The sequence below is a fragment of the Pseudomonas sp. UYIF39 genome (genome assembly GCF_029963765.1).
Lineage (GTDB): Bacteria > Pseudomonadota > Gammaproteobacteria > Pseudomonadales > Pseudomonadaceae > Aquipseudomonas.
In genome coordinates, this window is sequence record NZ_JALBYU010000030.1 from 1 (window position 1) to 22436 (window position 22436).

Annotated in this window: 21 protein-coding genes; 4 read left to right on the forward strand and 17 right to left on the reverse strand. The window is 58.4% G+C overall.

From position 1 onward, the window contains the following. Positions 1 to 946 precede the first annotated feature (946 nt). Together MO767_RS27040 and MO767_RS27045 are read right to left on the reverse strand one after the other, a co-directional pair. Positions 947 to 1126 (reverse strand): hypothetical protein, encoded by a 180-nt coding sequence (locus MO767_RS27040; protein WP_282483020.1) that lies wholly within the window; start codon positions 1124 to 1126, stop codon positions 947 to 949. 228 nt (positions 1127 to 1354) lie between these two features. Continuing rightward, positions 1355 to 1879 carry a transporter suffix domain-containing protein gene (locus MO767_RS27045; RefSeq protein WP_282483021.1) on the reverse strand — a complete coding sequence of 175 codons (525 nt, stop codon included), beginning with the start codon at positions 1877 to 1879 and terminating at the stop codon, positions 1355 to 1357. Positions 1880 to 1998: 119 nt separating this feature from the next. Here MO767_RS27045 and MO767_RS27050 point away from each other — a divergent pair, with 119 nt between their 5' ends. From MO767_RS27050 to MO767_RS27060, 3 genes are read left to right on the forward strand one after another with little or no spacing between them, the layout of a single operon-like run. Further along, complete coding sequence (locus MO767_RS27050) at positions 1999 to 3552, forward strand: TolC family protein (RefSeq protein WP_282483022.1); 1554 nt, start codon at positions 1999 to 2001, stop codon at positions 3550 to 3552. Further along, entirely contained in the window at positions 3549 to 4688 is a 1140-nt protein-coding gene (locus MO767_RS27055; protein WP_282483023.1) for an HlyD family secretion protein, read from the forward strand. Before MO767_RS27050 ends, MO767_RS27055 begins: the two co-directional genes overlap by 4 nt. Beyond that, complete coding sequence (locus MO767_RS27060; protein ID WP_282483024.1) at positions 4678 to 5718, forward strand: DUF2955 domain-containing protein; 1041 nt, start codon at positions 4678 to 4680, stop codon at positions 5716 to 5718. The genes MO767_RS27055 and MO767_RS27060 overlap by 11 nt, the downstream gene beginning before the upstream one ends. On the opposite strand, the gene MO767_RS27065 is transcribed toward MO767_RS27060, so the two are convergent. From MO767_RS27065 to MO767_RS27135, 15 genes are all read right to left on the reverse strand, one after another. Further along, positions 5703 to 6158 (reverse strand): YMGG-like glycine zipper-containing protein, encoded by a 456-nt coding sequence (locus tag MO767_RS27065; protein WP_282483025.1) that lies wholly within the window; start codon positions 6156 to 6158, stop codon positions 5703 to 5705. The genes MO767_RS27060 and MO767_RS27065 overlap by 16 nt on opposite strands. Before the next feature lie 91 nt (positions 6159 to 6249). Then, positions 6250 to 6585, reverse strand: a complete 336-nt coding sequence (locus tag MO767_RS27070; protein WP_282483026.1) for a Rieske 2Fe-2S domain-containing protein — start codon at positions 6583 to 6585, stop codon at positions 6250 to 6252. A 2-nt stretch (positions 6586 to 6587) separates the two neighbouring features. Further along, positions 6588 to 6899, reverse strand: a complete 312-nt coding sequence (locus MO767_RS27075; RefSeq protein ID WP_282483027.1) for a YciI family protein — start codon at positions 6897 to 6899, stop codon at positions 6588 to 6590. A 3-nt stretch (positions 6900 to 6902) separates the two neighbouring features. Continuing rightward, positions 6903 to 7775 (reverse strand): dioxygenase, encoded by an 873-nt coding sequence (locus MO767_RS27080; RefSeq protein WP_282483028.1) that lies wholly within the window; start codon positions 7773 to 7775, stop codon positions 6903 to 6905. Between the two features lie 37 nt (positions 7776 to 7812). Continuing rightward, complete coding sequence (locus MO767_RS27085; protein ID WP_282483029.1) at positions 7813 to 8880, reverse strand: maleylacetate reductase; 1068 nt, start codon at positions 8878 to 8880, stop codon at positions 7813 to 7815. A gap of 8 nt (positions 8881 to 8888) precedes the next feature. Further along, positions 8889 to 10352, reverse strand: coding sequence for an aldehyde dehydrogenase family protein (locus MO767_RS27090; RefSeq protein WP_282483030.1), 1464 nt, complete (start codon positions 10350 to 10352; stop codon positions 8889 to 8891). A gap of 93 nt (positions 10353 to 10445) precedes the next feature. Then, complete coding sequence (locus tag MO767_RS27095; RefSeq protein ID WP_282483031.1) at positions 10446 to 11465, reverse strand: hydroxyquinol 1,2-dioxygenase; 1020 nt, start codon at positions 11463 to 11465, stop codon at positions 10446 to 10448. 44 nt (positions 11466 to 11509) lie between these two features. Beyond that, positions 11510 to 12004, reverse strand: a complete 495-nt coding sequence (locus MO767_RS27100) for a hydroxyquinol 1,2-dioxygenase (protein WP_282483032.1) — start codon at positions 12002 to 12004, stop codon at positions 11510 to 11512. Between the two features lie 210 nt (positions 12005 to 12214). Further along, on the reverse strand, positions 12215 to 13144 hold the full coding sequence (locus MO767_RS27105) for a LysR family transcriptional regulator (RefSeq protein ID WP_282483033.1): 930 nt from the start codon (positions 13142 to 13144) through the stop codon (positions 12215 to 12217). Between the two features lie 287 nt (positions 13145 to 13431). After that, positions 13432 to 14466 carry a branched-chain amino acid ABC transporter permease gene (locus MO767_RS27110; RefSeq protein ID WP_282483034.1) on the reverse strand — a complete coding sequence of 345 codons (1035 nt, stop codon included), beginning with the start codon at positions 14464 to 14466 and terminating at the stop codon, positions 13432 to 13434. Beyond that, positions 14466 to 15329 (reverse strand): branched-chain amino acid ABC transporter permease, encoded by an 864-nt coding sequence (locus MO767_RS27115; protein ID WP_282483035.1) that lies wholly within the window; start codon positions 15327 to 15329, stop codon positions 14466 to 14468. The genes MO767_RS27110 and MO767_RS27115 overlap by 1 nt, the downstream gene beginning before the upstream one ends. A gap of 2 nt (positions 15330 to 15331) precedes the next feature. Next, positions 15332 to 16024, reverse strand: coding sequence for an ABC transporter ATP-binding protein (locus MO767_RS27120; protein ID WP_349016937.1), 693 nt, complete (start codon positions 16022 to 16024; stop codon positions 15332 to 15334). Positions 16025 to 16045: 21 nt separating this feature from the next. Then, complete coding sequence (locus MO767_RS27125) at positions 16046 to 16771, reverse strand: ABC transporter ATP-binding protein (RefSeq protein WP_282483037.1); 726 nt, start codon at positions 16769 to 16771, stop codon at positions 16046 to 16048. A 25-nt stretch (positions 16772 to 16796) separates the two neighbouring features. After that, entirely contained in the window at positions 16797 to 18107 is a 1311-nt protein-coding gene (locus MO767_RS27130) for an ABC transporter substrate-binding protein (RefSeq protein ID WP_282483038.1), read from the reverse strand. Between the two features lie 106 nt (positions 18108 to 18213). Further along, positions 18214 to 19560 (reverse strand): outer membrane beta-barrel protein, encoded by a 1347-nt coding sequence (locus tag MO767_RS27135; protein WP_282483039.1) that lies wholly within the window; start codon positions 19558 to 19560, stop codon positions 18214 to 18216. 298 nt (positions 19561 to 19858) lie between these two features. Here MO767_RS27135 and MO767_RS27140 point away from each other — a divergent pair, with 298 nt between their 5' ends. Further along, positions 19859 to 22246, forward strand: a complete 2388-nt coding sequence (locus MO767_RS27140; RefSeq protein WP_282483040.1) for a DUF3772 domain-containing protein — start codon at positions 19859 to 19861, stop codon at positions 22244 to 22246. The last annotated feature ends 190 nt before the right edge of the window (positions 22247 to 22436 follow it).

The following is a 22436-nucleotide window of genomic DNA, read 5'->3' on the forward strand; positions in this document are numbered from 1 at the left end:
CGCCCGGGGCCGTTGGCATTATCCGGACGCCGCTCAACATAAGGCCCTGTCATTACACGCAACAAGATGTTTCGAGATTAGCCCGATGGAGTTCTCGGAAGTAATCTCTTTTCATTTTGAGAACTAAATCCCTTGCATGGGTGCTTCGCTGCCAGGAAAAGACTTTACTTCTGCAGGCTTGAGAGCCAATACCGTGCGGTCCATGCGACTTTTCTTGTTCCTGAATCGCCTACACAGAATGCGAATATTGCGCAGAAATACTTGTGCTGGAGATCAAGCCAGCCTAAAGAAAATCCTAAGAAGCAATTGTGAAAAAATTGCCTGTAATCGAGCAACCCGAGCCTTCGCCTCACGTTCACGGTTTTACTTGCGGATCCTGATCGGTAAACATCTTAGCGCTACAGGCTCTGGAGCGGCCTTTGTGACCGTCATCGTTCATGATTTTACGTCATGAGCGGCGAATCCAGAAATGTCGCCCTTGATGAGCGTGATCGCGCACCGTATGCGCATTCGCCCATTCGTTTGATTAAAGGAGCTTTTTTTGGACCAGCTCGCTCGTTTACGGCATTGCTTACGCGGCAAGCCCATCCGAAACACGTCGCTGTGTGAAATCTGAAGCTTTCAGCGTGCAGTCGGTGCGCAGATTTCAAGGGCTGCCGCTAGCAGTATGGGAAAAAGACAAACGCTGGCCGAATTACATGCAGATACGGAGGGTTTGGCGGTGCGCACCTTGCGCTTGAGGGTTGTGGAGCTTTCCTGCCACAAAATACCCTGGAAGCTCGCCAGAATCCTGATGATTGAAAAGCTCAGCAAATTGCTAGTCCAGTACCGCTGTAAACCACAATTTTGACTTGTTAACTACCGTAGTTAACAAGTCAAAAAACAAGTTAACAGAATGGTACTACACCTGCGTACAAGCCTTGATTTACCTAGCGCCGCCGGGGTTTCAATGCTCTGTATCGCTACTCGAACTCCTGGGGTTGGCGGTTGAGATGTTTACATCTATTATCGCTTGTGATGCACTGTCGATGATGATCGTAATCATCGGTTTCGGTATGTGTTGCCCCTCCTCATCGACCAATAAAACATCAAGGAGAAACGTATCAATCACTACGGATTTTTCCACTTTTAGTACTCCGCAAGATTAGGTTGTGCCGCATCAGAGCACCTAGCGCAGTTTGCCTGATGGGTGATTTGTGCTCTTAAGGATAGACTATGTACTACCAGCAGTGACGCCATCCGAACAACCTCAATGGGAAAATCATTAGCCAACTCAACTAAATAGCTCTTTAGTAGAGCTAGCCATTAGAACTTGAGCACACGAGTACTCACTACCCTCACCCGTTATTGTTATTCACGCCGCGCTTGTGTTTGCGACACGAGCAGTGCGAATAAACAAGGCGCGCACTTTCTCCCAGAAATTCCCCCCCAATACAAAAAAGCTACCGATCAGCATGAGGTCACCCAGCGCTTGAACTTGCCAGAGGTTGGGTCTGAGTCCCGGCCAAATGCTGTCGATGTAGGGTTCAAGAAAGGAGGAAATCAGCGGCACAAAGAACATCACGATTCCAACACTATGACGCAATGGGCCCACTTCGACTTCCGGGCTGGGTGCAAGTGAGGACACATAACCGAACAGGCTGCGCTTTAACTGTTGGAATCCGGACTTGCCCATGATGGCAATGGCGAGAATCAGCAGAATTTTGTTGCTGATGAACAGTACGCCGGTCAGTGCAGCGATCTTTGAACCCGGCACATCGGCTGCCGCTGCGAGTGGCACCAACAGCCAGGAACCCAGCATCAGGCAGATAATGACTATTCCCAACTTAAAGCGCCAACCGGCTGAATGGGGTTCAACAACACCCGGGGTGTTATTCATAATCGTCGTACCTTGCTAACGGATCACAGTAGATTTGATGACGCTTAAAAAAGCGTAGCAGCCGTGTGCCCATTTGGACGGCTATGCTCCAGTGATCTTTGTTGGTCGGGAAATGCGTAATGCATCCAGGTACAACCCTGCTGAATTGGCCTGGCCGGTTCGTGCTGCTTGGCGTATTCGGCCTCAGTGGTTGCGTACGGCTTGGGCCGGATTTCCAGCCGCCCGGCGAAGAATGGGTCAAACACTGGAGCACCCCTGCCCTTGAGCAATCCAGCCAGCGCGGACTGAGCCCGGATTTGCGTCAATGGTGGCAAATCTTCGCCGATCCGGTCCTCAATCATTTGATTGCCGAGTCGGATGCACGCAACTCCAGCCTCAAAATCGCCGGCCTGCGCGTCATGGAAGCCCGTGCCCAACTCGGCATTGCTCAAAGCGGTCTTTACCCGCAACTGCAGCAGGCCAGTGTCGACAGTCTTTACTTCAACCGCAGGCAATCCGGCGGGAGCAACCCGCAAGACAGCCATTTCTGGCAACACAGCGCGGGGTTCGATGTGGGTTGGGAACTGGACTTCTGGGGTCGCTTCAGTCGCGCCATCGAGTCGTCCGATGCCAGCTACTTCGCCGCCCAAGCCAACTATGAAGACGTACTAGTACTGCTGCGCGCACAAGTGGCCGATACCTATTTTTCGCTGCGCACCACCGAAGCGCGTTTGCGTGTTGCCCGGGAAAACGCCAAACAGCAAAAGCGCAACTTCGAGATCACCGAAAAGCTCTTCAACAGCGGCCAAACTGCCGAACTCGACCTGCAACAAGCCAGGACCCAATACCTGGGCACGTTGAGCACCATCCCCAACTTCGAAGATCAGTTGCAGCGCACCCGCAATGCGTTGGCGGTGTTGATTGGTCAGCCGCCCGGCGCACAGCCGCAACTGCTCGGGAACGAGGGATTGATCCCGCTGGTCGACCGAGCCGTGTTGCAAGATGTTCCGGCCAACTTGCTGCTGCGTCGGCCCGACGTGCGCGCCGCCGAGCTCAATGTCGCCGCCCAGTCAGCGCTCATCGGTGTGGCCGAGAGCGATTTCTATCCCTCGCTGACCTTGCTGGGCAGCATTGTCTGGTCAACCGACACCTTCAGTGGCACGCCTCGAAATCTGGATTTAGTCGGCGGCCCCAGTCTGCGCTGGAATCTGTTCGATCACGGCAAGATCAGCAACAACGTGCGCGTGCAGGATGCGCGGTTGCAGCAGCTGATCGAGGCCTATCGGGACAAGGTTCGCCAAGCGGCACGCGAGGCAGACGATGCAGCCTATGGCCTGATCAAATCCCTGGAGCGCGAACGCATCCTGCATGAGGCCGAAGGGGCCGCGAAGCGATCGCTAGTGCTGGCCAGCGCACAATATCGCGAAGGTTATTCGGACTTCCAGCGTGTGCTGGATGCGCAGCGTGCGTTGCTCGAACAACAGGACAATTATCTGGTCGCCCGCAGCAATGCCGTCAGTAATGTCATTGCCTTGTACAAAGCCGTGGGCGGTGGCTGGTACAGCGCCCAGCCGAAAGTTGATCCAACCACCCGCCAGCAGATGGAAAAACGCACCGACTGGGGCGATTTGCTGGAAGAGCCCGCCACTGCACAGCCTGCCATTCCAATGTCTTACAAGGTAAAAGACCAATGAGTGAAACCGCCCCCTCCTCGTCCGAGCCCCCAGTCGCCCAGGCACCAACGCCGGCTGCCGACCCGGCGAAAAAAGGCATCAAGTGGGTGCTGTTACTGATAATCCTGAGCCTGGCCTGGTACCTGTTGGCGGATCGTTTCACCCCCTATACACAACAGGCCCGGGTGAGTGCCTTTGTGATACCGGTCGCCTCGGAAGTGGCAGGCCGCGTGACCCGGGTGAACGTGCGCAACAATCAGGACGTCAAGGCCGGCGAAGTCCTTTTTGAGGTGGACCCTCAGCCGTACCAGATTGCCGTCGACCGTGCGCGCGCCGACCTTGAATCGACCCGCCGACAGATCGGTGCCAGCACCGCCGGCATTGCCTCGGCGCAAGCCAACTTGCGGGCCGCCCAGGCCAACGAGCTCAAGGCGCGGCAGGACAATCAGCGTCTTGAAGGTTTGTATCGCGAAGACCCCGGCACCATTTCCGTACGCCTGCTCGAAGTGTCTCGCGCCAACCGTGAACAGGCTGTGAGTCAGGTTGCCGCTGCCCGCGCCGAAGTGCAGCGCGCGCGCGAGCAGGAAGGTGGCAGCGAGGAGGACAACGCCTTGCTGCGCAGTGCCGCCACGGCGTTGTCCAAAGCCGAACTGGATTTGTCCAACACGCAGATTCGCGCTCGTTCGGCCGGACTGATTACGGATCTGCGTACTGACGTTGGGCAATTCGCTGCAGCCGGTAGCCCGGTCATGACCCTGATCGCCATTCATGATGTGTGGATCAGTGCGGACATGACCGAGAACAACCTCGGTCTGGTGAAGCTCGACACGCCGGTTTCGATTGTTCTGGATGCTCTGCCGGGCGAGGTCTTCGAGGGGCGCGTGCGCAGCGTCGGTTACGGCGTCAGCGTGGGGCAGACTCCCGCGCCTGGCACCTTGCCCAGCGTGCAGAACAGTCGCGACTGGTTGCGTCCGGCCCAGCGTTTCCCGGTCATTATCGAGTTTTCGCCAGACGCGTTGAACACGTTGCGTGACAGTCGGGGGATCCGTGCCGGTGGACAAGCCGAAGTCATGGCCTTCCCCTCCGAGGGCAATCCGCTGAACCCACTCGGCCGCGTGTTTGTGGGGCTCATGAGCTGGCTGAGCTATGCCTATTAAGCGTATGTCTACTCGGCGCACGCCGCGGGATCAACGCGCACTGCGCCTGGCCACCGGCACGGCGTTGTGCCTCAGCGCCAGTTTCGGCCTGGGTTTGCCGATTCCTTTTATGGCGCCGGTGCTTTGCCTGCTGTTGCTGGCCTCGGTCAATCGCCCGCTGCCGTTCAAGGCCGGACTCGTTCTCGCACTGGCCGCCCTGTTGACCACCGGCATCGGCCTGCTATTGATCCCGGTCCTGCGTTATTACCCCATCAGCGGCGTGCTACTGATCAGCGTCGGTCTGTTCCTGGTCTTCCGCTTTGGCTTGCGCGGCGGCAACACGTTAATCATGACCTTCCTGGTGATTGGCCTGACCATGATTTCCTCGGCCGGTATCGCCGAATTCGATCTGGCGGCGATGGTCATCGGCGCACTGGTCAAGGGTTTGTTGCTCGCCGTTGTCGTCGTGGCGTTCAGTCATGGGTTATTCCCGGATCCACCCAATGCCCCTTCCCCGCCAACTGCCCCACCCCTGCCGGCAGAAGAAGTCAGTCGGATTGCGCTGCGTGCAACCCTGATCGTGCTGCCGACCTTCCTGCTGGCACTGATCGACCCGGCCGGTTATCTGCCGATCATCCTGAAGGCCGTCGGCCTGGGTCAGCAAAGCTCCACGACGAGCGCCCGCAACGCCGGTCGCGAGTTGCTCGGCTCAACCTTGCTCGCAGGCCTGTTGGCGATGCTCTTCTGGAGCGCCCTCAGTCTGTTTGTGCATCTGTGGATGTTCTTTCTGTGGATGCTGCTGTTCGGCCTGGTGCTGGCGCGCAAGCTGTATGCCCTGAGCCCGACCCGGTTTACTCCGGGGTTTTGGCTAAATACCCTGATCACGCTGATCATCCTGTTGGGTCAGTCGGTACAGGACAGCGCAGCGGGCAAGGACGTTTACACAGCGTTCGCCATCCGCATGGGCTTGTTCATCCTCGTGACGCTGTATGCCTGCCTGATGGTTCATCTGCTCGATCAACGGCAGGAAAGTGCTCAAGGGTTAACCTGATACCCCTTACCCTGCAGGCAGCTGGTATAGGCGGTAGAACTGGTCGAAGCACTGGTTTTCTCTTGCGCCCGGCGTTCCTGACGCTGACGCGAGCCTCCGACGACCGCGCCTGCCGCGGCGGTTTCCTTGGCGCGATTCTGGCGATAGTCCTGCTTGCGGTCTTCATCGACCTGATCATAAAACTCGTCATGCTGACGTCCACGGACCTGGGCCCCCGCCGCACCGGCGGCAGCGCCCGCGGCGGCCCCCTTCAGTCTTCCACCGGAAGGCGGCGGTGCAGCCGAGGCGCTCTGACTGGCCGCGATGTTGTGGCAATCGGTAATGTCCGTTTGGGTTTGTTGTGAACTCTGCCCTTTCATCGGCACGACCGTTTCGGCCCAGCCCTGGACACTAAAAACCGACAATGCTACGCACAGGCCGATGGGCGACAACCTTTTCATGATGACCTCCGGATGAGCGTGGTTCAGCATAAAAGATTGTAGATCACCCCTTCTCACCCGCCCCCCTTCCCTATTCGTGAATCGCGTGGCCCTATACCTCCATGATCAATCGGTCTTCGACCCATCGCACCGGCACGGGCTCCAACTGTGCGCCCTTGCAGGGACCGTCGATGCAATGCCCGTCTTCGAAACGGAACATCGCGCTGTGATGAGCGCACATCAGGATTTTGCCGCGATACGTGCAGAATTCTTGCGGGCGATAGTCCAGAGGCACCGAGAAATGCGGGCAACGGTTGATGTAGACCCACACCTGTTCGCCTTGCCGCACCGCCACCAGACCGCCGGGATGCAATTGCTGGTGTTCGGGCAGACCCAGGGCGCCGCCATCAGCGATGTCATCCAGTCGGCATAACGTAATGATGGTCATGATCAGCCGCGCAATTCCGGGTTGCCAAGGCTCCAGTACCAGGGGCGAATCTGAATACTGGCGAACAGTCCAGCCTGAACATACGGATCGTCCTGGATGAACGCTTCCACCTCCGGCAGACTGCCCGCCTCGATGACCAGCAACGTGCCATTCATGGCCGTACCCGTCTCATCGAGGGTCGGGCCGCCGAACCGCACGACCACTCGATGCGTTTCAGTCGCTCGCAAGTGCGCCTGATGACTCGGCCGCAAGCGCTGACGCAAGGCCAGGGAATCCGGGTGGTCTGTAGCGAATACCGCAAAAAACTGTCCCATGGTTCACTCGGTTTCCATGACGAATTCGTAACAGGCGCGCTTGAACGGCAAGTCGATACCCAGGTCGGCGGACAGATCATCGTGGGTGATCTGGTCTTCATAGATCACCTGCAATGACTGTTTGACGCCGAACACCGCATCGGACGCCAGGTACGGATCATCGTGATTGAACAGGTGGGTGACCAGTTTGCGATAGCCCGGCACATCGATCATGAAATGCAGGTGCGCAGGCCGCCACGGGTGACGGTTCGCGGCGTTGAGCATGCGCCCGACCGGGCCATCGGTGGGGATCGGATAGCACACCGGGACAATCGTGCGAATCGCGAAATAGCCGTCGGCAGTGGTGCGATAGCGACCGCGCAAGTTGCCGAACGGCTGCTCGGTGTCCTGGCCTGAATACATGCCATTTTCGGCAGTCTGCCAGACGTCGAGCGCTGCGCCGGCCAAGGGATTGCCCTGAGTATCGACCACTCGACCGCGCACCAACGCCGTCTCGCCCGCGGTGAAGGCCATGTTTTCGCCGAATTCACGATCCGGCATACCTTCGATGTAGAACGGTCCGAACACGGTGGTTTCGGTGGCGTTTGCGCTGTGCCGATGGTTGATCGCATCGACCAGCATCGACACACCCAGGGTGTCCGACAGCAGGATGAATTCCTGGCGTACCAGACCATCACATGTGTGGCCGGTCTCGGTCAGAAAGCGGATGCCTTCAAACCACTCCTGCTCGGTCAGTTCGACGTCGCTGACGAACGCGTGCAGGTGGCGAACCAAGCTCTGCATGATCTGTTTGTAACGCGCATTGGGAGCGTCACTGAAACTGTTCACCGCCTGCTCGGAAATCAGGGTTTCTATGGTTTTGTCTTGATCGGTCATTGTTTTTATTCCGACATGAGTTGTCTGCACGGGTAAATCAGGCTGGCGCCAGGCCTTTCATGGCGCGGGTCAACAGCGCTTCGATCGGGCCTTGTTCAAACGGCCGTGGGTTGTAATAGGGACTGGCGCAGGCGATTTGCGCAGCGTCGGCCGGCCCGTTTTCAGGCAGGCCAATGTCAGCCAGCGCCAATGGAATACCCAGCTTCTGGTTCAGCGCGTACAACAAGGCGCCCACCTCCCCCGCTTCGCTACCGCCCAAGGCGCGGGCGGCACGCTGTAACGGTCCTGCGGCCGCTTCACGGTTGTAATGCGCCGCGTGTGGCAAAACGATCGCGTGTGCCTGAGCGTGAGGCAAATTGAACGTCCCGCCCAAGGTGTGGCAGAGCTTGTGGTGTAAGGCCATACCCACCGAACCGAGGCAAATGCCTGCCAGCCACGCGCCATACAATGCCTGGCTGCGCGCTTGCGGGTCGTTGGGATCATTGACCACGCCCGGCAGGGCCAGGGCCAGTGAGCGAATCGACTCTTCAGCCATGAAACCGATGATCGGATTGGCGTCCTGGGCGTACAAGGCTTCAACCGCGTGGGCCATGGCATTCATCCCCGAACAGGCGGAAATCTGCGCCGGCAAGGTCAGGGTCAATTGCGGATCGTAGATCACAGTCTTGGGCAACACCCGGGGATCACGTCCGGTTTTCTTCAGGCGGTTTTCGGTCAGCCCGTAGATCGGGGTCATCTCCGAACCGGCGTACGTCGTCGGAATCGCCACGATCGGCAGTCCCGAATCCATGGCAATAGCCTTGCCCAGACCAATGGTCGAACCACCGCCAATGGCGACGCAGCAATCGACATCCAGACGCGCCGCTTCGACACGCGCCGCTTGCGCCACCCCCAGCGGTACATGCATCACTGCCTTGGGATAGACGCCCGCCGCGCGATCGCCGAGCAACGCCGCGACCTGTTCGCCGAGCCCATGCTGTTCAGGTGTGGTGAGGATCAGCGCACGCCGGGCGCCCAGGCGCTCGATCTCTTCAGCCAGCGCCGAGAGCTTGCCCCAGCCGAACACCACACGGGTTGGCAGGCTTTGGTAAATAAAAGGATTCATGGCAGGCCTCAGCGTTCGTAATACGGAGCGATTTTCGCGTCGACGTTGACCCAGACCGAGCGGGCTTCGGTGTAGTCGTGGATCGCTTCAAAGCCCATTTCACGGCCGTAGCCCGACTGACCAACGCCGCCAAACGGACTGCCAGGGCTCACGCGTTTGTAGCAGTTGACCCAGCACATACCGGCGTGAATGGCGTCGGCCATTTTGTGCGCGCGGCTCAAGTTCTGCGTCCACAGGCCGCTGCCCAGCCCGTACTCGGTGCTGTTGGCGATGGCCAGGGCTTCTTCATCGGTACTGAAACGCACCACGGAGACGAATGGACCGAAGACCTCTTCCTGGCAAACGCGATCTTCTGGCGAAGCCTCGACAATGGTCGGCTCGACATAAAAGCCTTCGGCCAACGCTTGGTCATCCGGGGCCTTGCCGCCACAGAGGATTTTGCCGCCCTGCTCTATCGCGATATCGATATAGGCCAGCACGCGATCGCGGTGCAGCGCCGACGTCAGCGGGCCCATTTCGGTCTCTGGGTCCAGAGGGTCGCCCAGGCGAATGGATTTGGCCAGCACGATGAAACGCTCAAGGAACTGGTCGGCAATGTCTTTATGCAGAATCAAACGCGACCCGGCGATGCAGGCCTGGCCCTGGTTGTGAAAAATCGCCCAGGCGGCGCCGTTGACGGCCGCGTCCAGGTTGGCGTCTTCGAACACGATGTTGGCGCCCTTCCCGCCCAGTTCCAGCTGAATGCGCTTGAGATTGCCTTTCGACGCTTCAACGATCCGGCGACCGGTCGCCGTCGAACCGGTAAAGGCAATCTTGCCCACATCCGGGTGTTCGGCCAGGCGTTGACCGGCGGTATGCCCGTAACCCGGCACGACGTTGACCACGCCCTTCGGGAAGCCGACTTCAGTCATCAGTTCGACAATCCGCAAGGTCGTCAGCGGTGTGATTTCCGAGGGTTTGATAACGATCGAATTACCGGCGGCCAATGCCGGGCCCATTTTCCAACTGGTGAACATCAGCGGAAAGTTCCAGGGCACGATCTGCCCGACCACACCGATCGGCTTGCGCTGCACGTAATTGAGAAACCCGGCTTCGACCGGAATCACCGCACCTTCGATCTTGTCGGCCATGCCGCCGAAATAACGGAAACAGGCCGCCGTACGCGGTACGTCGAGGCCGCGGGAATCACGGATCGGGTGTCCGGTATTCAGGGATTCGAGCTGCGCCAGTTCTTCGCCGCATTCTTCGATCTTGTCCGCCAGTTTGAGCAACAAGCGCCCGCGTTCGGCCGCGCCAAGTGCTGACCAGGCCGGAAACGCACGTTTGGCCGCGGCGACAGCGAGGTCGATGTCAGCGGCTTCTGCGGCGGCGACGCGGGTGATCAACGAGCCGTCATGGGGCGAGACGACGTCAATGGTGCCGCCAGCGACCGCATCCACGAAACGGCCATCGATATAGAGCTGATTTTGCATAATATTTTCCTCGCACCGCGCCGAGGGCGCAGTGTCTGACCATTTGATTTTTGAGTGCAGGGCCCGATGCGTTGCCGGGCCAGACGCAAAGTCTTAGAACTCGATCGGATACGGCTTGAGTTCACCGCTTTCGTAGCGCTGCGGCAGGTTCGGCGTGGCGTTCTCCCACACCAGCAGCATCGAGCGCTTGGTCGAGTAGCCCTGGTGGCGAATGTCCGCCGGCATGGCGCAGATGTCGCCGGCACGCATGGTGATGCGCGCTCGCGGGTTGCCGTCGTCCTTGTCGCCGACGTCCCAGAGGATTTCATCGGACAACTGCAGGAACCACTCGACCCGGTCATTGCCATGAAACACCGGCAGGATGAATTCTTCGGTGGTCGGGCAGAACAAGCTGGCCTTGCACACCGAAGTCACCGACGGGTTCCAGGTCACGTCGGAGCGCGACAGGTACTTGAACAGGCTGAACGCATGCAACTCACCTTCAAAACCTTCTGCCGCGTGTACTTCAGGTTCATCCTGATAAACATCGATGAACTGGCGATTGACCGGCAAATCGTTACGCAGCGGCGAATCATCTGGCATGCCAGGCATACGCTTGGTGGCGATGCGGAAGCGTTCGATGGCCTCGATGTTGTTGCCGTTCTTGCGACCGAACGCCGAACCGGTTTCTTCCGGTGCCGCGAAGGGGTCGAAGGTGGCGTTGGTCCAGTCCCGCAGGATGGCCTTGAAGGTCGCCATGATCAGTGGTGTTTCAAAGTTTTCGGTGTAGTTGACGCCTGCGGCCTTGAGCGTGCCATTGAAGGTGCCGGCGTACAGGTCGACTTTGCCGTAATAATTGCGGGTGCCGATGACGTGGTCGAAGTTGACCCAGCCGTAGAAAAAGCCCCAGGCCACATCGCGCATCATGGCGCGCAGAAAGGCATCGACCGGAATCAGGTGCGAACGGGTCTGACCTTTGGCGGGCCAGGTGATACGGGCAAAATACTCGTCGCGCGACAGTTCGAAAGCGCCGAGTTTGAAGGCGCGATAGCCGGTGACGGCATGGGGCGCGCTGGCCTGGACTTCGTCGTCGGCAAAGGACGTGTTATCGGCAGCGTTTTCAAGCATGGCCATGACGGGGTTCCTCTTGTTGCTTTTGTTAGATGGGAAGGCGGTGATCACTTGAAGCAGATGTCTGCCCATTTCTCGACCGACAACGGCCCTTTAATGGTCTGCTGCAGGATCACGCCGGGACGGCTGGCTTCGAATCGATAAGCGGTGCCGACCGGCAACAGGCACTGGTGACCGCGCTTGAGCAGCACGTAGCCCATCGGTTTGCCCGCAGGCAGTTCACCGGCCAGGCGTGTGCCCTCGCCGTCTTTCAGAGGAGCATCGAGCTTGAGGAAGTCCACGCGTACTTCACCGTCCATGACGATGGCAAATTCGTCGTGCGCCGCTGTGTACCAAGGCGACTGTCCCTCGGCGCGCAGGGTTTCAATGACGTAGCCAAGATTGAGACCGACGACGACTTTTTCATAAGGAAGGGAGTTGTCCGCCACTTCGAAAATATTCGAAAAGGCGTAATGACTGGCCTGGCCGCTGATGATTTCAACCGACCCTTTGCTGTAGTTATCCAGCGAGCCGAAGACCGTTTCGATTGCCGCGCTACTCATGGTTTTCACCGTTTTGTTGTTGTAGTAACAGTGAGCCAACAGTACGTCCCAGCTCCTGCGGGGACAATTAGAGAGCGGGCGACAACAGTGTTTGCGAAACGCAAACACTGTAGGAGCTGCCGCAGGCTGCGATCTTTTGATCTTGCTTTTAAAAATCAAAAGATCGCAGCCTCGTTTCACTCGTCAGCTCCTACAGGGACCGGGTGCCGCTCAGCGTACCCAGCCGCGCTCCAGCAAGGGTTTGTCCCAGCACGGTTCGTCACCGAAGTTTTCCACCAGGAAATCGATCAGCGTGCGCACTTTCAAGGCCCGGCGCTGGGTGGCGGGATACACCGCGGAGAAATTGAAGGATGACAATGCGTAGTCCGTCAGTACCGGAATCAGGCGACCGCTGAGCAGGTCTTCGCTGGCCACCAATGTCGGCAAACAAACAATGCAGACCCCGGTCGAGGCGTAGTCGCGCAGCAAATGAACCGAATTCGACCGTACCTGCCCCGGCAGGCTCAGCTCCACTTGCTCGTGCTCGCCGGTGAAGATCCAGCGGTTACGCGACGGATAGCCTTCGTACAAGGCGATTTTGTGTTGCAGCAGCTCCTGCGGATGCTTGGGCACACCGAACTCGGCGGCATAATCGGGTGACATGCAGAACAACCGGCGAACGCTGAACAACTTGCGTTCGATCAGGGTTTCCGCCATAGGGGGGAACATCTGGAACGCCACATCGAAACCCTCTTCGATCGGGTCCACCACCCGGTCATTGACGATGACGTCGACTTCAATGTCCGGGTACAGCCGCGTGAACTCGGCGAGCATTCTGCCGAAGTGACCGATGGCAAAGCCTGGCAGCATCTGCACCCGCAGTTTGCCGGTGGGTTTGGCGCGCAACTCGCGCATGTGTTCAGTCAGCGAGTTGAAACTCGCGACCATGTCCGCGCACTCCTTGTAGTAGGTCTCGCCCACTTCAGAGAGCCGGACATGCCGCGTACTGCGGTGGAACAACGGCGCATTGATGAACTGTTCCAGTTGTTGAATGCGGTGAGTGATCACCGAACGGGTCACGCCCAATTGCTGAGCCGCCTTGGCGAAGTTGCCGGTTTCGGCAACACGCACAAAGGCTTCGACACTGAGTAAACGATCCATGGGGCAGGTTCTCTGGATGATGCCAGTCAGTTAACCAATACCCAGCCTTTGTAGCAGCTGGCGAAGCCTGCGTTCGGCTGCGAAGCAGTCGTGAATTCAGACGCTGCGGTCTATCAGGTAGATCGCGTGCGCAGGTTTTACGACTGCTTCGCAGTCGAACGCAGGCTTCGCCAGCTGCTACGGACTGCGTGAAGGCTTAACTGACTGGCCATCTGGATGTTTTTGTTCTAATAGGAACAATGAGGTTAGCCTGTCGCCCCCCCGCACTCCACATCCCTGACACCGCACTATTTGTGGTTCTGAACAGACAACCGTCGCTGCATGGGGAAAACCTGCCAGCCCAGGCGTTCACTGATCAGCCCCCACACCCCTTGCGGTGCCTTGAGCATCATCACCACCGCGACCACGCCCAGGATGATCATGTACGTGGCGCCGTACTGCGCCAGACAACCACGCAACACAAAGTAGATCAGCGTGCCGATCAATGGCCCCTCCAAAGTGCCGATACCGCCGATGATGACGATGAAGATCACTACCGCCGTCCAGTCCTGCAGGTTGAACGCCGCGTCCGGAGAAATACGCAGTTTTTGCAGGAAGATCAGCGCCCCGACCACGCCCGTGCAACCGGCGGCCAGCACGTACACCATCAACTTGGTACGGAAGGTGTTGACCCCCAGGCTGCCGGACGCCGGCTCGGAATCGCGAATCGACGCCAGGGCCAGCCCCTGTCGCGAACGCAAGACAAAGAACACCACCGCCACGGCGGCAATGGCGATGGCCAGAGCGGTGAAGTAGATCAACATCTCGCGCTCGTCTCGGTCATTGCCGATCTGCCGCACAATCGCCGCCGGCAGACTTTGCCCGGAACCGCCGCCGAGGCTACTCATCTGCGCCAGGCCCAGGCGAAAGACTTCGGCCACGACCCAGGTGCCAATGGCGAAGTAGGCGCCGCGCAGCCGAAACACAATCAAGGCTGTGGGAATCGCCAACAACGCGACCAGCACGCCCGAGAGCAGGACCGCGAACAATGGCGGAATACCAAACCGGGTGGCCAACATGAACAGCAGATACCCACCCAGGCCGACGAACGCCTGCTGCCCAACCGAGACCATGCCCGCGTAACCCGCCAGCAGGTTCCACATTTGCGCCAGCGCCAGGTAATAGGCGAACTCCACCACTAACCGCAAACTTGAGCGATCCGCCCAGAATGGCGCACTGATCAACACCAACACACAGACACTCAGCAATGACAGCCCAATCATGCTGCTGGTGGTCGTGCGTTGTACGCGATAGCTGAGCGCGGGATTGTTCAAGGCATTCATCAGTCGACACTCCGGGGGAACAGGCCACGCGGGCGCACGACCAGGATCAGCAGAAACACAAGATGACCGGCGAGGATTTGCCAGCCAGGATCGATTTTTGCGCCCAGCGCCTGAGCAACACCGAGAATCACCCCGCCGGCCAGGGTGCCCCACAGGCTGCCCAACCCGCCGATGATCACCGCTTCGAAACCGTACAACAGACGCGCCGGCCCCACTGTGGGGTCGAAACTGGTGCGAATCGCCAGAAACACCCCGGCGATCGACACCACAGCCATCGCCAACGCCATGGCCAGACCGAAGATATGTGCGTTGTTGACGCCCATCAGCCGCGCGGTGTGCTGGTCATCGGAAGTGGCTCGAAACGCCCGGCCCAGTGCGGTTTTGTAAAACAGCAGCTGCAAACCACCGATGATCAGCAACGCACTGCAAAACACGATCAGCGGCATGACGCCCACGCTTAAATTGCCGAAGCCGACACTGGCGACTTCAAGGTCACCCTGAGACAGCTTTTGACTGTCTGCGCTGAAAAACTCCAGTAGCACGTTTTGCACGATGATCGACAACCCAAAGGTCACCAGCAGCGGCGGCAGGATGTCCTGGCCAAGCGTTCGGTTGAGCAACAGCCGTTGCAGCAGGTAGCCGAAACAGAACATCAGCGGCACCACCAGCAACAAGCTCGCCAGCGGGCTGAAACCCAGATGATTGACCACCATCAGCGCCAGGTACGACGCCAGCACGATGAAGTCACCATGGGCGATATTGACCAGGCGCATGATGCCGAACATCAGTGACAACCCCACCGCGAACATCGCGTAGAGGCCACCCAGCAACATGCCCTGAAGCAAAGTATTGAGCCATTCCATAACTAGATCCCGAAATACGCGGCTTTGATTTGTGCTTTGTCCGCGTCCCCAGGGCGGCCGGTCAGGGACACGCGCCCTTCCTGGAAGCAATAGAAACGGTCGCAGACACTCAGCGCCTGATTGATGTCCTGCTCGACGAGAATCACTGTGGTGCCGTCGGCCTTGATCGAGGGCAGCGCGGCGTAGATGTCCTTGATCGTGGTCGGCGCCAGGCCCAGGCTGATCTCGTCGCACAACAGCAAATGCGGGTTGGCCATCAAGCCCCGGCCTATCGCAACCATTTGCTGCTGACCGCCAGACAGCGCGGTGCCGGGGCGCTTGCGCAGTTTTTCCAGCACCGGAAACAGCTGATAGATCCGCGCCAGCGTCCACGGGCCGGGGCGTTTGCTGTAGGCGCCGATCAACAGGTTTTCCTCGACACTCAGCGAGGGAAACAGCTTTCTGCCTTCCGGCACCAAGGCGATGCCACGTTCCAGCACCTGATTGGCCGCCAGATCACCAATTGCCTGGCCCTTGAAGGTGATGGCGCCGGGCTGGTTTTTGATCAGCCCGGCCAGCGAGCGCAGGAACGTCGATTTGCCGGCACCGTTGGAGCCGATGATTGCCACGGTTTCACCCGCCTCGAGGGTCAGGCTGATATCGAACAGCGCTTGAAAGTCGCCGTAGCCGGCACAGAGACTTTCGATGGAGAGCAGGTTTGAAGGGGTCGACATGTTTCAGCTCCCGATGCCCATATAAATGTCCTGGACCCTGGGGTCGGCCATCACGTTGCGCGGTTCACCTTCCGCCAGTTTGGCGCCGAAGTTGATCACCGTCAGACGGCTGACAACCGCCAGCAAGGCATGCACGATGTGCTCGATCCAGATGATGGCTACGCCGGCCTTGTGAATGCCCTGAATTGTTTCCACCAGCGCCAGGCACTCCGGTTCGGTCAGGCCACCGGCGATTTCATCCAGCAACAGCAGCCGCGGTTGGGTCGACAACGCGCGGGCCATTTCCAGACGCTTGCGGTCGAGCAGTGTCAGCGAGCCGGCCAGGACGTTGGCCTTGCGCATCAGCCCCGTCAGTTCCAGGGTCTGCGCGCACCAGTGGCTGGCCTCCTTGTCGCGCAATCGCGCCCCGAAGGTCGCGCCGACCAGCAAGTTCTCGAACACCGTCATTTTCACGAACGGATGCGGGATTTGATGGGAGCGGCCAATGCCTTGCTGACAGCGCTTGAACACTGGCTCGCGGGTGACGTTGCGGCCTTCGAAATGGATCGTGCCGCTGTCGGCTGCCACGCCCCCGGCGATCAGGTTGAACAGCGTGCTTTTACCCGCGCCATTGGGACCGATGATGCCCAGGGCTTCCCCCGGTTGCAGGGTCAGGCTAATCGCGTCCGTGACCTTCACCGAGCCGTAGCTTTTGTGCACATCGTTCATTTGCAGAAGTGGCTGTTGCATGGTGCACCCGTTTCTTTTCGAGTCATCAGTACGTAATGGCCTGCATGTCGCCGCCCAGTGGAATCGCTGGTGCGGTGGCATTGCTGGTCACGATCAGGTCGTATTTGTTGTCTGTGCCCAATCGCCATTGGCCGCTGACCAAAGGTGTCTTGGCGACGTTCTTCACCGGTCCGTTTTTCCAGCTGATCGGCCCGACCACAGTATTGAGATCGGTCTTGAGCAAGGCATCGCGTACCGCATGCGAGTTACCGATTTCTTCAGTGCGCTTGAGAATGTCCACCGCCAGTTCGAACAGGGCATGCACGAAACCTAGCGGTTGAGTCCACTGCTTGCCGGTCGCTTGAGTGAAGCCCTGGGCCAACTGCCCGGCGCTGGCTCCGGTCAATGAAGAGCTGAACGGGTGCGTCGGGCTCCACCAGATTTCGGTCGATAGGTTGTTACCGGCCTTGCCCAGCGCTTCGACCGCCGTGGGAAACAACAGCGCCTTGCCGACCGACACCGCTTTGGGCTTGAAGCCCTGCTGGCGAGCCTGGGTCCAGAAGGTGGTGAGGTCCGGTGGAATGACCACACCGGTGACGATCTCGACGTCGGCCTTCTTGAATGCGGCGATCTGTGCCGAGAAATCGTCGGTCAAGCTTTGAAAGCGGCCGGGGTCGACCACTTGGAATCCCTTCTGCGCCAACACCGGTGGAAACCCGAGTTTCGGATCGCCCCAGGCATTGCCGTCGCCATCGTTGGGGAACAGACTGCCGACCACCTTGTTGGACGGCATCGCGCCCCACATGGCGCTGTAAGTGCCGATCACATCCTCCAGGCCCCAGAAGAAGTGATAAGTCCACTCGAAACCCTGATCCGGTTTGCCACCGCGGGTAAAGAACCACGGCTGCCACGGCGCCACCGTGGAAATACACGGAATCTCGTTGATTTCGCATTGGTCGGAGACCGGGTTGGTGGTTTCCGGCGTCGATGACACCAGCATCAGGTCGACCTGATCAGACAGGATCAGCTCGCTCGCCACTTCCGCTGCGCGATTAGGGTTGGACTGACTGTCCTTGACGATAACTTCCAGGCGATACGCCTTGCCAGCGACGTTAATGGAGTTCTTCAACACCTGCTTGAGCGATTCGATGATGAAGTTGTCGGCGGCCGCAAAGGGCGCCAATGGCCCGGTCTGCGGGCTGACATATCCGAGTTTGATCACCCGCTCGCTACCCAGCGCAAAGTTGAACGGCAAACTCGCCAGCGCCACACCGCCGGCAGCAACGCCTGTGCTGCGCAGGAAATCACGGCGCGAGACGTCGCGGCCAAACAGGTTTTTATCGTTGTTGTCTGTCATGTAGTACTCCAATGCGGCTGCTTGCCGGCAAAGTCAGGACGAACACGGTCGCAGCGAGTGGGCTGAGCCAGCACGCAGGGTCAGGTGCTTTGCGAAAGTGGGCGGTTTAGAAAAAGAAGCTGACGTCGAAGGACGCGACCAGTTGCGAGTCCTTTTGCCCATCGGCGTAGGCATCGCGGCCGGGGCCGGAATGGATGTCGTAGCGCAATTCAGGTCGCAGGCGCACGTTGGGTGTCGGCGTCCAGGCCAGGTTGGTGGTCACGCCGTAGAAACTGCCCCAAGTCGGGTCGGGAATCCCGGTGTGCGGGTCGATGTTGGCCATCATCACGTGTACCGGTGCATCGGTGTAGAACCACTCGGCGCGGCTGTTCCACATCAGGGTTTCGCTGACTCGGTTATACCAGTTGATATCGGTGCCGTACCAGGTCGCATCGTTTTTGTTGGCAAACCCGGCGAAAGCGCCCTGCTCTTGCTTGCCGTAATTCAACTCCAGCGCCACGCGATTATTCGGATCGAGCACTTGCGACAGGGTCAGGTACGAGGCCAGGCGTTTGTAGTCGTCATCCTTGGTGCCGGCCGGCAACGGCGAGCCGCAACGGCAGTCGGCGAAGCTGTCGCCGGCACCGTTGCCGTAGATGTTTTCCCAATCAATCCAGGTGGTGAAATCCGCCGAACGCCAGCGGACGTTGGCAATCACGTCCGGGTCGTGGTTGGGGTCTTGCAGGTTGTTCCAGCCCTGCACTACGCCCAGCTCGAAGCCCAGCATGCTTTCACCGGGTGCCGAGGGCAGTTTGAACGAATACAGCGCGCCGGCATGTTTGGCCGGGCCGTGCATGAAGGAGTAGGTGTGCGAGTAGAAGTCAGTCGGTGCGGGTGACGGCAAGGCGAAGCCGATTTCGTTTTCCAGCGGCGTGTGGAAAATCCCGATCATCAGGTCCGAACCGCCGAGCACCGGGAAGTAAAAATCGACATACGCCTGAGCGACGGTGAATGCTTCGTCTTCGGCCTTGTTATCACGATTGACACTCAGGTCCTCGTCCCAGCCATAGGTCTTGAAGAACCGCGCATCCTTGCCGTACAGCGCCGTGACGTTGAAGCCCCAGTCAGCCTCTTGCGGCATGGGGCCGGGAAACGGTCCGACACGACCGATCACATTGCTCTTGGGTTTCTTTTCCACGGCCAGGGCGAACTGGTTGAGGTTCACGCCTTCGTCGGAAGTGAAGAAGCTCTGTTTGCTGACGTCATCCGTGCCGTTGTTGTTGTAGCTCACACCCACCTGGCCCCAGCCGTAGACCTTGATGCCATGTTCACGCTCAAGGCTATCGCCGAATACCCCGCGAACCAGCGAGCCCATCGGGTCGTCCGCCGCCGAAGCCGCTGATGGAAACAAAACGTTGGCACCCAGAACGGGTGCGAACAGGGTTGCTGCGCAAACCCATGCACGAATACTCATACCTGCCTTCCTTATTTTTATTAGGCGCCAAACCCCCGAAGGGGCGGAAGTCCGAAAGCAAGGTATGACGTTGAAGCGTCTGTCTTGGTGAGCCCTGGCTTGGGCTCCACTCGATCGTTGGCAGATCGTAGTGTTCGGCGTAATGGAGGCTACAAGCCCGTCACGACGCCAACAATTCCATTCTCGGCGACTTCAGTGTTTGCGTATTCAGAACAATCGCGCGCATCGCGGAACTATTTTTCGCGCCTGCACACGCCATGACCTAACCTGAATGGCTAAAGCCGCTGGAGGCATGTCTATGCGTCCTGCATTGAAATTACTCATATTCGTTGTGTTCGCGCTGATGGGGGCGAACATCGGCGAGCTGTTGGCGGATGAACTACCCAACACATCAAACAACGGTGAGGCCAGCGCTACCGCTACCGTGTCAAAAAGCGATCTGGAAACACTGCAATTAAGGCTGGACAACCTTAAACAGCAGGTGTCACTGACCAGTAATTACACTCAGTTGGTGGGCTTCCAGGACAACGTTCAGTTGCTCTTCAGTGATACGGACAAGTTGGCGACGTTATTACTTCCCGAGCAAGCGCAATTGCAAGCACAACTCAGTGTGCTCGGGACGGCATCCGCCACCAGCCTTGCCATGGAAAAGTCCGATCTGGTGAAACAGAGGTCCTATCTCACCGCACAAAAAGACAAGGTGGATGGCGAGCTCAAGATACTGCTGGCCATCAAAGAAGGCGCGACTAACCTCATCACCCAGATTGCCGCCATTCGGCGCACTCAACTGGAAACCGAACTGGCCCAGCGCACCGCCAGCTTCCTCAACCCCCGGTTCTGGTTACCGCTGTTTTCTCCACTGGAGGAGGATAAAAACCGCCTGAGGTTTTTGATCGACCAGTCCAACAGTGTCATCCAGTCCGTCTGGCAACCCGGCCGGCGTGGCGCGACCGTCACGTTGTTATTGCTGGCCCTGGCCTTCTGGACGCTGGGACGAAGACTGGCTGAACGTGGTTTGACATGGATCTGCATCCATCGAGTACCGGAAGGTCGCCTGCGCAGAAGTTCATTGGCGATAGCGACGGTAGTTGCCACGATGTTGAGCGCAGGTTGTGCAATAGAGCTCATCTCCGCGGCGGCTACCCGCCTTCAACCATTGCCTCAGCCACTGCAAGGTTACTTCGACGATGTCGAGAAAGTCGCTTACGCCTGCGCCCTGATTATCGGTCTGAGTCGGGCCCTGCTGTCTAAACGCAATCCCTCATGGCGGTTACCTGGCATCGCCGATGAAGTAGCACTTGCAATAAGCCCTTTTCCAGCGCTGCTGGCCGGTTCAATGTTGATACTCATCTCGCTGGTACAAGTCACCAATGCGACAGGTATGAGTTCGCAGATGGTTCTCTTCAGCCGGGGCGTCGTGTCATTAGTCGTCATCTTGATTATTGGAGCGCTATTGCTACGCGTCAGTAAAACCCGCCGAGCGATGGTGATTGCCGGGGACCACCCTGAGTCAGGTACTACGCTGACGGGGCTGATTTATACCGGCATCAGTATCGCCATGTTGATCTCGATTTTTGGCCTGCTGGTCGGTTACATCTCCCTGGCCCGGTTCATCACTTACGAAATTGTCTGGCTCTATATCGTTCTTGCCAGCTTCTATTTGCTGACGCAGTTGTTCAGGGACCTGTGTGATTACCTGTTTTCGCCCAAGCACTCCAGCGGCAAGGCGATCAAACAGCTGCTGGGTATCGGCGACGTACGGCTCGAACAAATCGAGGTTGTTGTGTCGGGTATTGGCAGAGCGGCCTTACTGTTGATTGCCGCGATCACAACGTTTGTGGGGGGGGTTGGAGCGACCTTCGGACAGCTGACGGACAGGGTTTCAGCGATCCTCGGCGGCGATGGCTTGCGCAAGCTGAACATCATTCCGGGCAATTTGTTGAATGCGGTCCTCGCGCTGATGATCGGTATTTACCTGATTCGATCGCTGCGCAGATGGCTGGATAACGAGTTCCTGCCGAAAACCGATATGGACCCCGGCATGGGGGCGTCGCTGAGCACCCTGTTCAGTAATATCGGGTACGCGCTGGTCATTCTGATGGCGTTGTCTTCGTTGGGCGTCCAATGGACGAACCTGGCCTGGATCGTCAGTGCGTTGTCGGTGGGGATCGGCTTCGGCCTGCAGGAGATCGTCAAGAACTTCGTATCCGGGTTAATCCTGCTCACCGAGCGTCCGGTCAAGGTCGGCGACCTGATCAGCATCAGCGGGGTCGAAGGCGATATCCGGCGAATCAATGTCAGGGCCACCGAGATTCAGCTCAGTGACCGTTCGATCGTAATCGTGCCCAACTCCCAGCTTATTTCCCAGAACCTGCGCAATGTGACCATGGGCGGCAGCGCCCAAGGGGTGGCCACACTCGAACTGGTGTTCCCTCTGGATATCGACCCTGAACAAGTCAAAACCCTGCTGTACACCACCTATTGCGAACATGAAACCATCCTCGACAAACCCTCCCCCGTTGTCCGCTTCAGCAATCTGAGTCCTGAAGGCATCACATTGACCATCACCGGCTATGTCAGCAGCCCAAGGATTGTCAGCACGACCAAGAGCGATCTGCTCTTTGAAATCCTGAAGCGATTGAGTGCGGCCGGCATCGAATTGGCCAAGCCTGTTCCCCCTGCGTAATGCCCATCAATAGCCTGCCTGGCGCCTGAACGTGCTCGTGATCACACAGGATCGCTGTGAATTTGTGCGCCTTCGAATGACGTGTTAATTTTCATTTTGTTGCATAGTGAAATAAAACATGTCATTTATAGCCACGCAAAATCATCAGGACTGATCCACCGTGCCAGATCGGATGGCCTGTACCCCCCCA

What these genes read in the sequence shown, in the direction of transcription:
- MO767_RS27045 (WP_282483021.1), bottom strand. Translation starts at nt 1,879, where the DNA reads ATGAATAACACCCCGGGTGTTGTTGAACCCCATTCAGCCGGTTGGCGC.
- MO767_RS27050 (WP_282483022.1), top strand. Translation starts at nt 1,999, where the DNA reads ATGCATCCAGGTACAACCCTGCTGAATTGGCCTGGCCGGTTCGTGCTG.
- MO767_RS27055 (WP_282483023.1), top strand. Translation starts at nt 3,549, where the DNA reads ATGAGTGAAACCGCCCCCTCCTCGTCCGAGCCCCCAGTCGCCCAGGCA.
- MO767_RS27060 (WP_282483024.1), top strand. Translation starts at nt 4,678, where the DNA reads ATGCCTATTAAGCGTATGTCTACTCGGCGCACGCCGCGGGATCAACGC.
- MO767_RS27065 (WP_282483025.1), bottom strand. Translation starts at nt 6,158, where the DNA reads ATGAAAAGGTTGTCGCCCATCGGCCTGTGCGTAGCATTGTCGGTTTTT.
- MO767_RS27070 (WP_282483026.1), bottom strand. Translation starts at nt 6,585, where the DNA reads ATGACCATCATTACGTTATGCCGACTGGATGACATCGCTGATGGCGGC.
- MO767_RS27075 (WP_282483027.1), bottom strand. Translation starts at nt 6,899, where the DNA reads ATGGGACAGTTTTTTGCGGTATTCGCTACAGACCACCCGGATTCCCTG.
- MO767_RS27080 (WP_282483028.1), bottom strand. Translation starts at nt 7,775, where the DNA reads ATGACCGATCAAGACAAAACCATAGAAACCCTGATTTCCGAGCAGGCG.
- MO767_RS27085 (WP_282483029.1), bottom strand. Translation starts at nt 8,880, where the DNA reads ATGAATCCTTTTATTTACCAAAGCCTGCCAACCCGTGTGGTGTTCGGC.
- MO767_RS27090 (WP_282483030.1), bottom strand. Translation starts at nt 10,352, where the DNA reads ATGCAAAATCAGCTCTATATCGATGGCCGTTTCGTGGATGCGGTCGCT.
- MO767_RS27095 (WP_282483031.1), bottom strand. Translation starts at nt 11,465, where the DNA reads ATGGCCATGCTTGAAAACGCTGCCGATAACACGTCCTTTGCCGACGAC.
- MO767_RS27100 (WP_282483032.1), bottom strand. Translation starts at nt 12,004, where the DNA reads ATGAGTAGCGCGGCAATCGAAACGGTCTTCGGCTCGCTGGATAACTAC.
- MO767_RS27105 (WP_282483033.1), bottom strand. Translation starts at nt 13,144, where the DNA reads ATGGATCGTTTACTCAGTGTCGAAGCCTTTGTGCGTGTTGCCGAAACC.
- MO767_RS27110 (WP_282483034.1), bottom strand. Translation starts at nt 14,466, where the DNA reads ATGAATGCCTTGAACAATCCCGCGCTCAGCTATCGCGTACAACGCACG.
- MO767_RS27115 (WP_282483035.1), bottom strand. Translation starts at nt 15,329, where the DNA reads ATGGAATGGCTCAATACTTTGCTTCAGGGCATGTTGCTGGGTGGCCTC.
- MO767_RS27125 (WP_282483037.1), bottom strand. Translation starts at nt 16,771, where the DNA reads ATGCAACAGCCACTTCTGCAAATGAACGATGTGCACAAAAGCTACGGC.
- MO767_RS27130 (WP_282483038.1), bottom strand. Translation starts at nt 18,107, where the DNA reads ATGACAGACAACAACGATAAAAACCTGTTTGGCCGCGACGTCTCGCGC.
- MO767_RS27135 (WP_282483039.1), bottom strand. Translation starts at nt 19,560, where the DNA reads ATGAGTATTCGTGCATGGGTTTGCGCAGCAACCCTGTTCGCACCCGTT.
- MO767_RS27140 (WP_282483040.1), top strand. Translation starts at nt 19,859, where the DNA reads ATGCGTCCTGCATTGAAATTACTCATATTCGTTGTGTTCGCGCTGATG.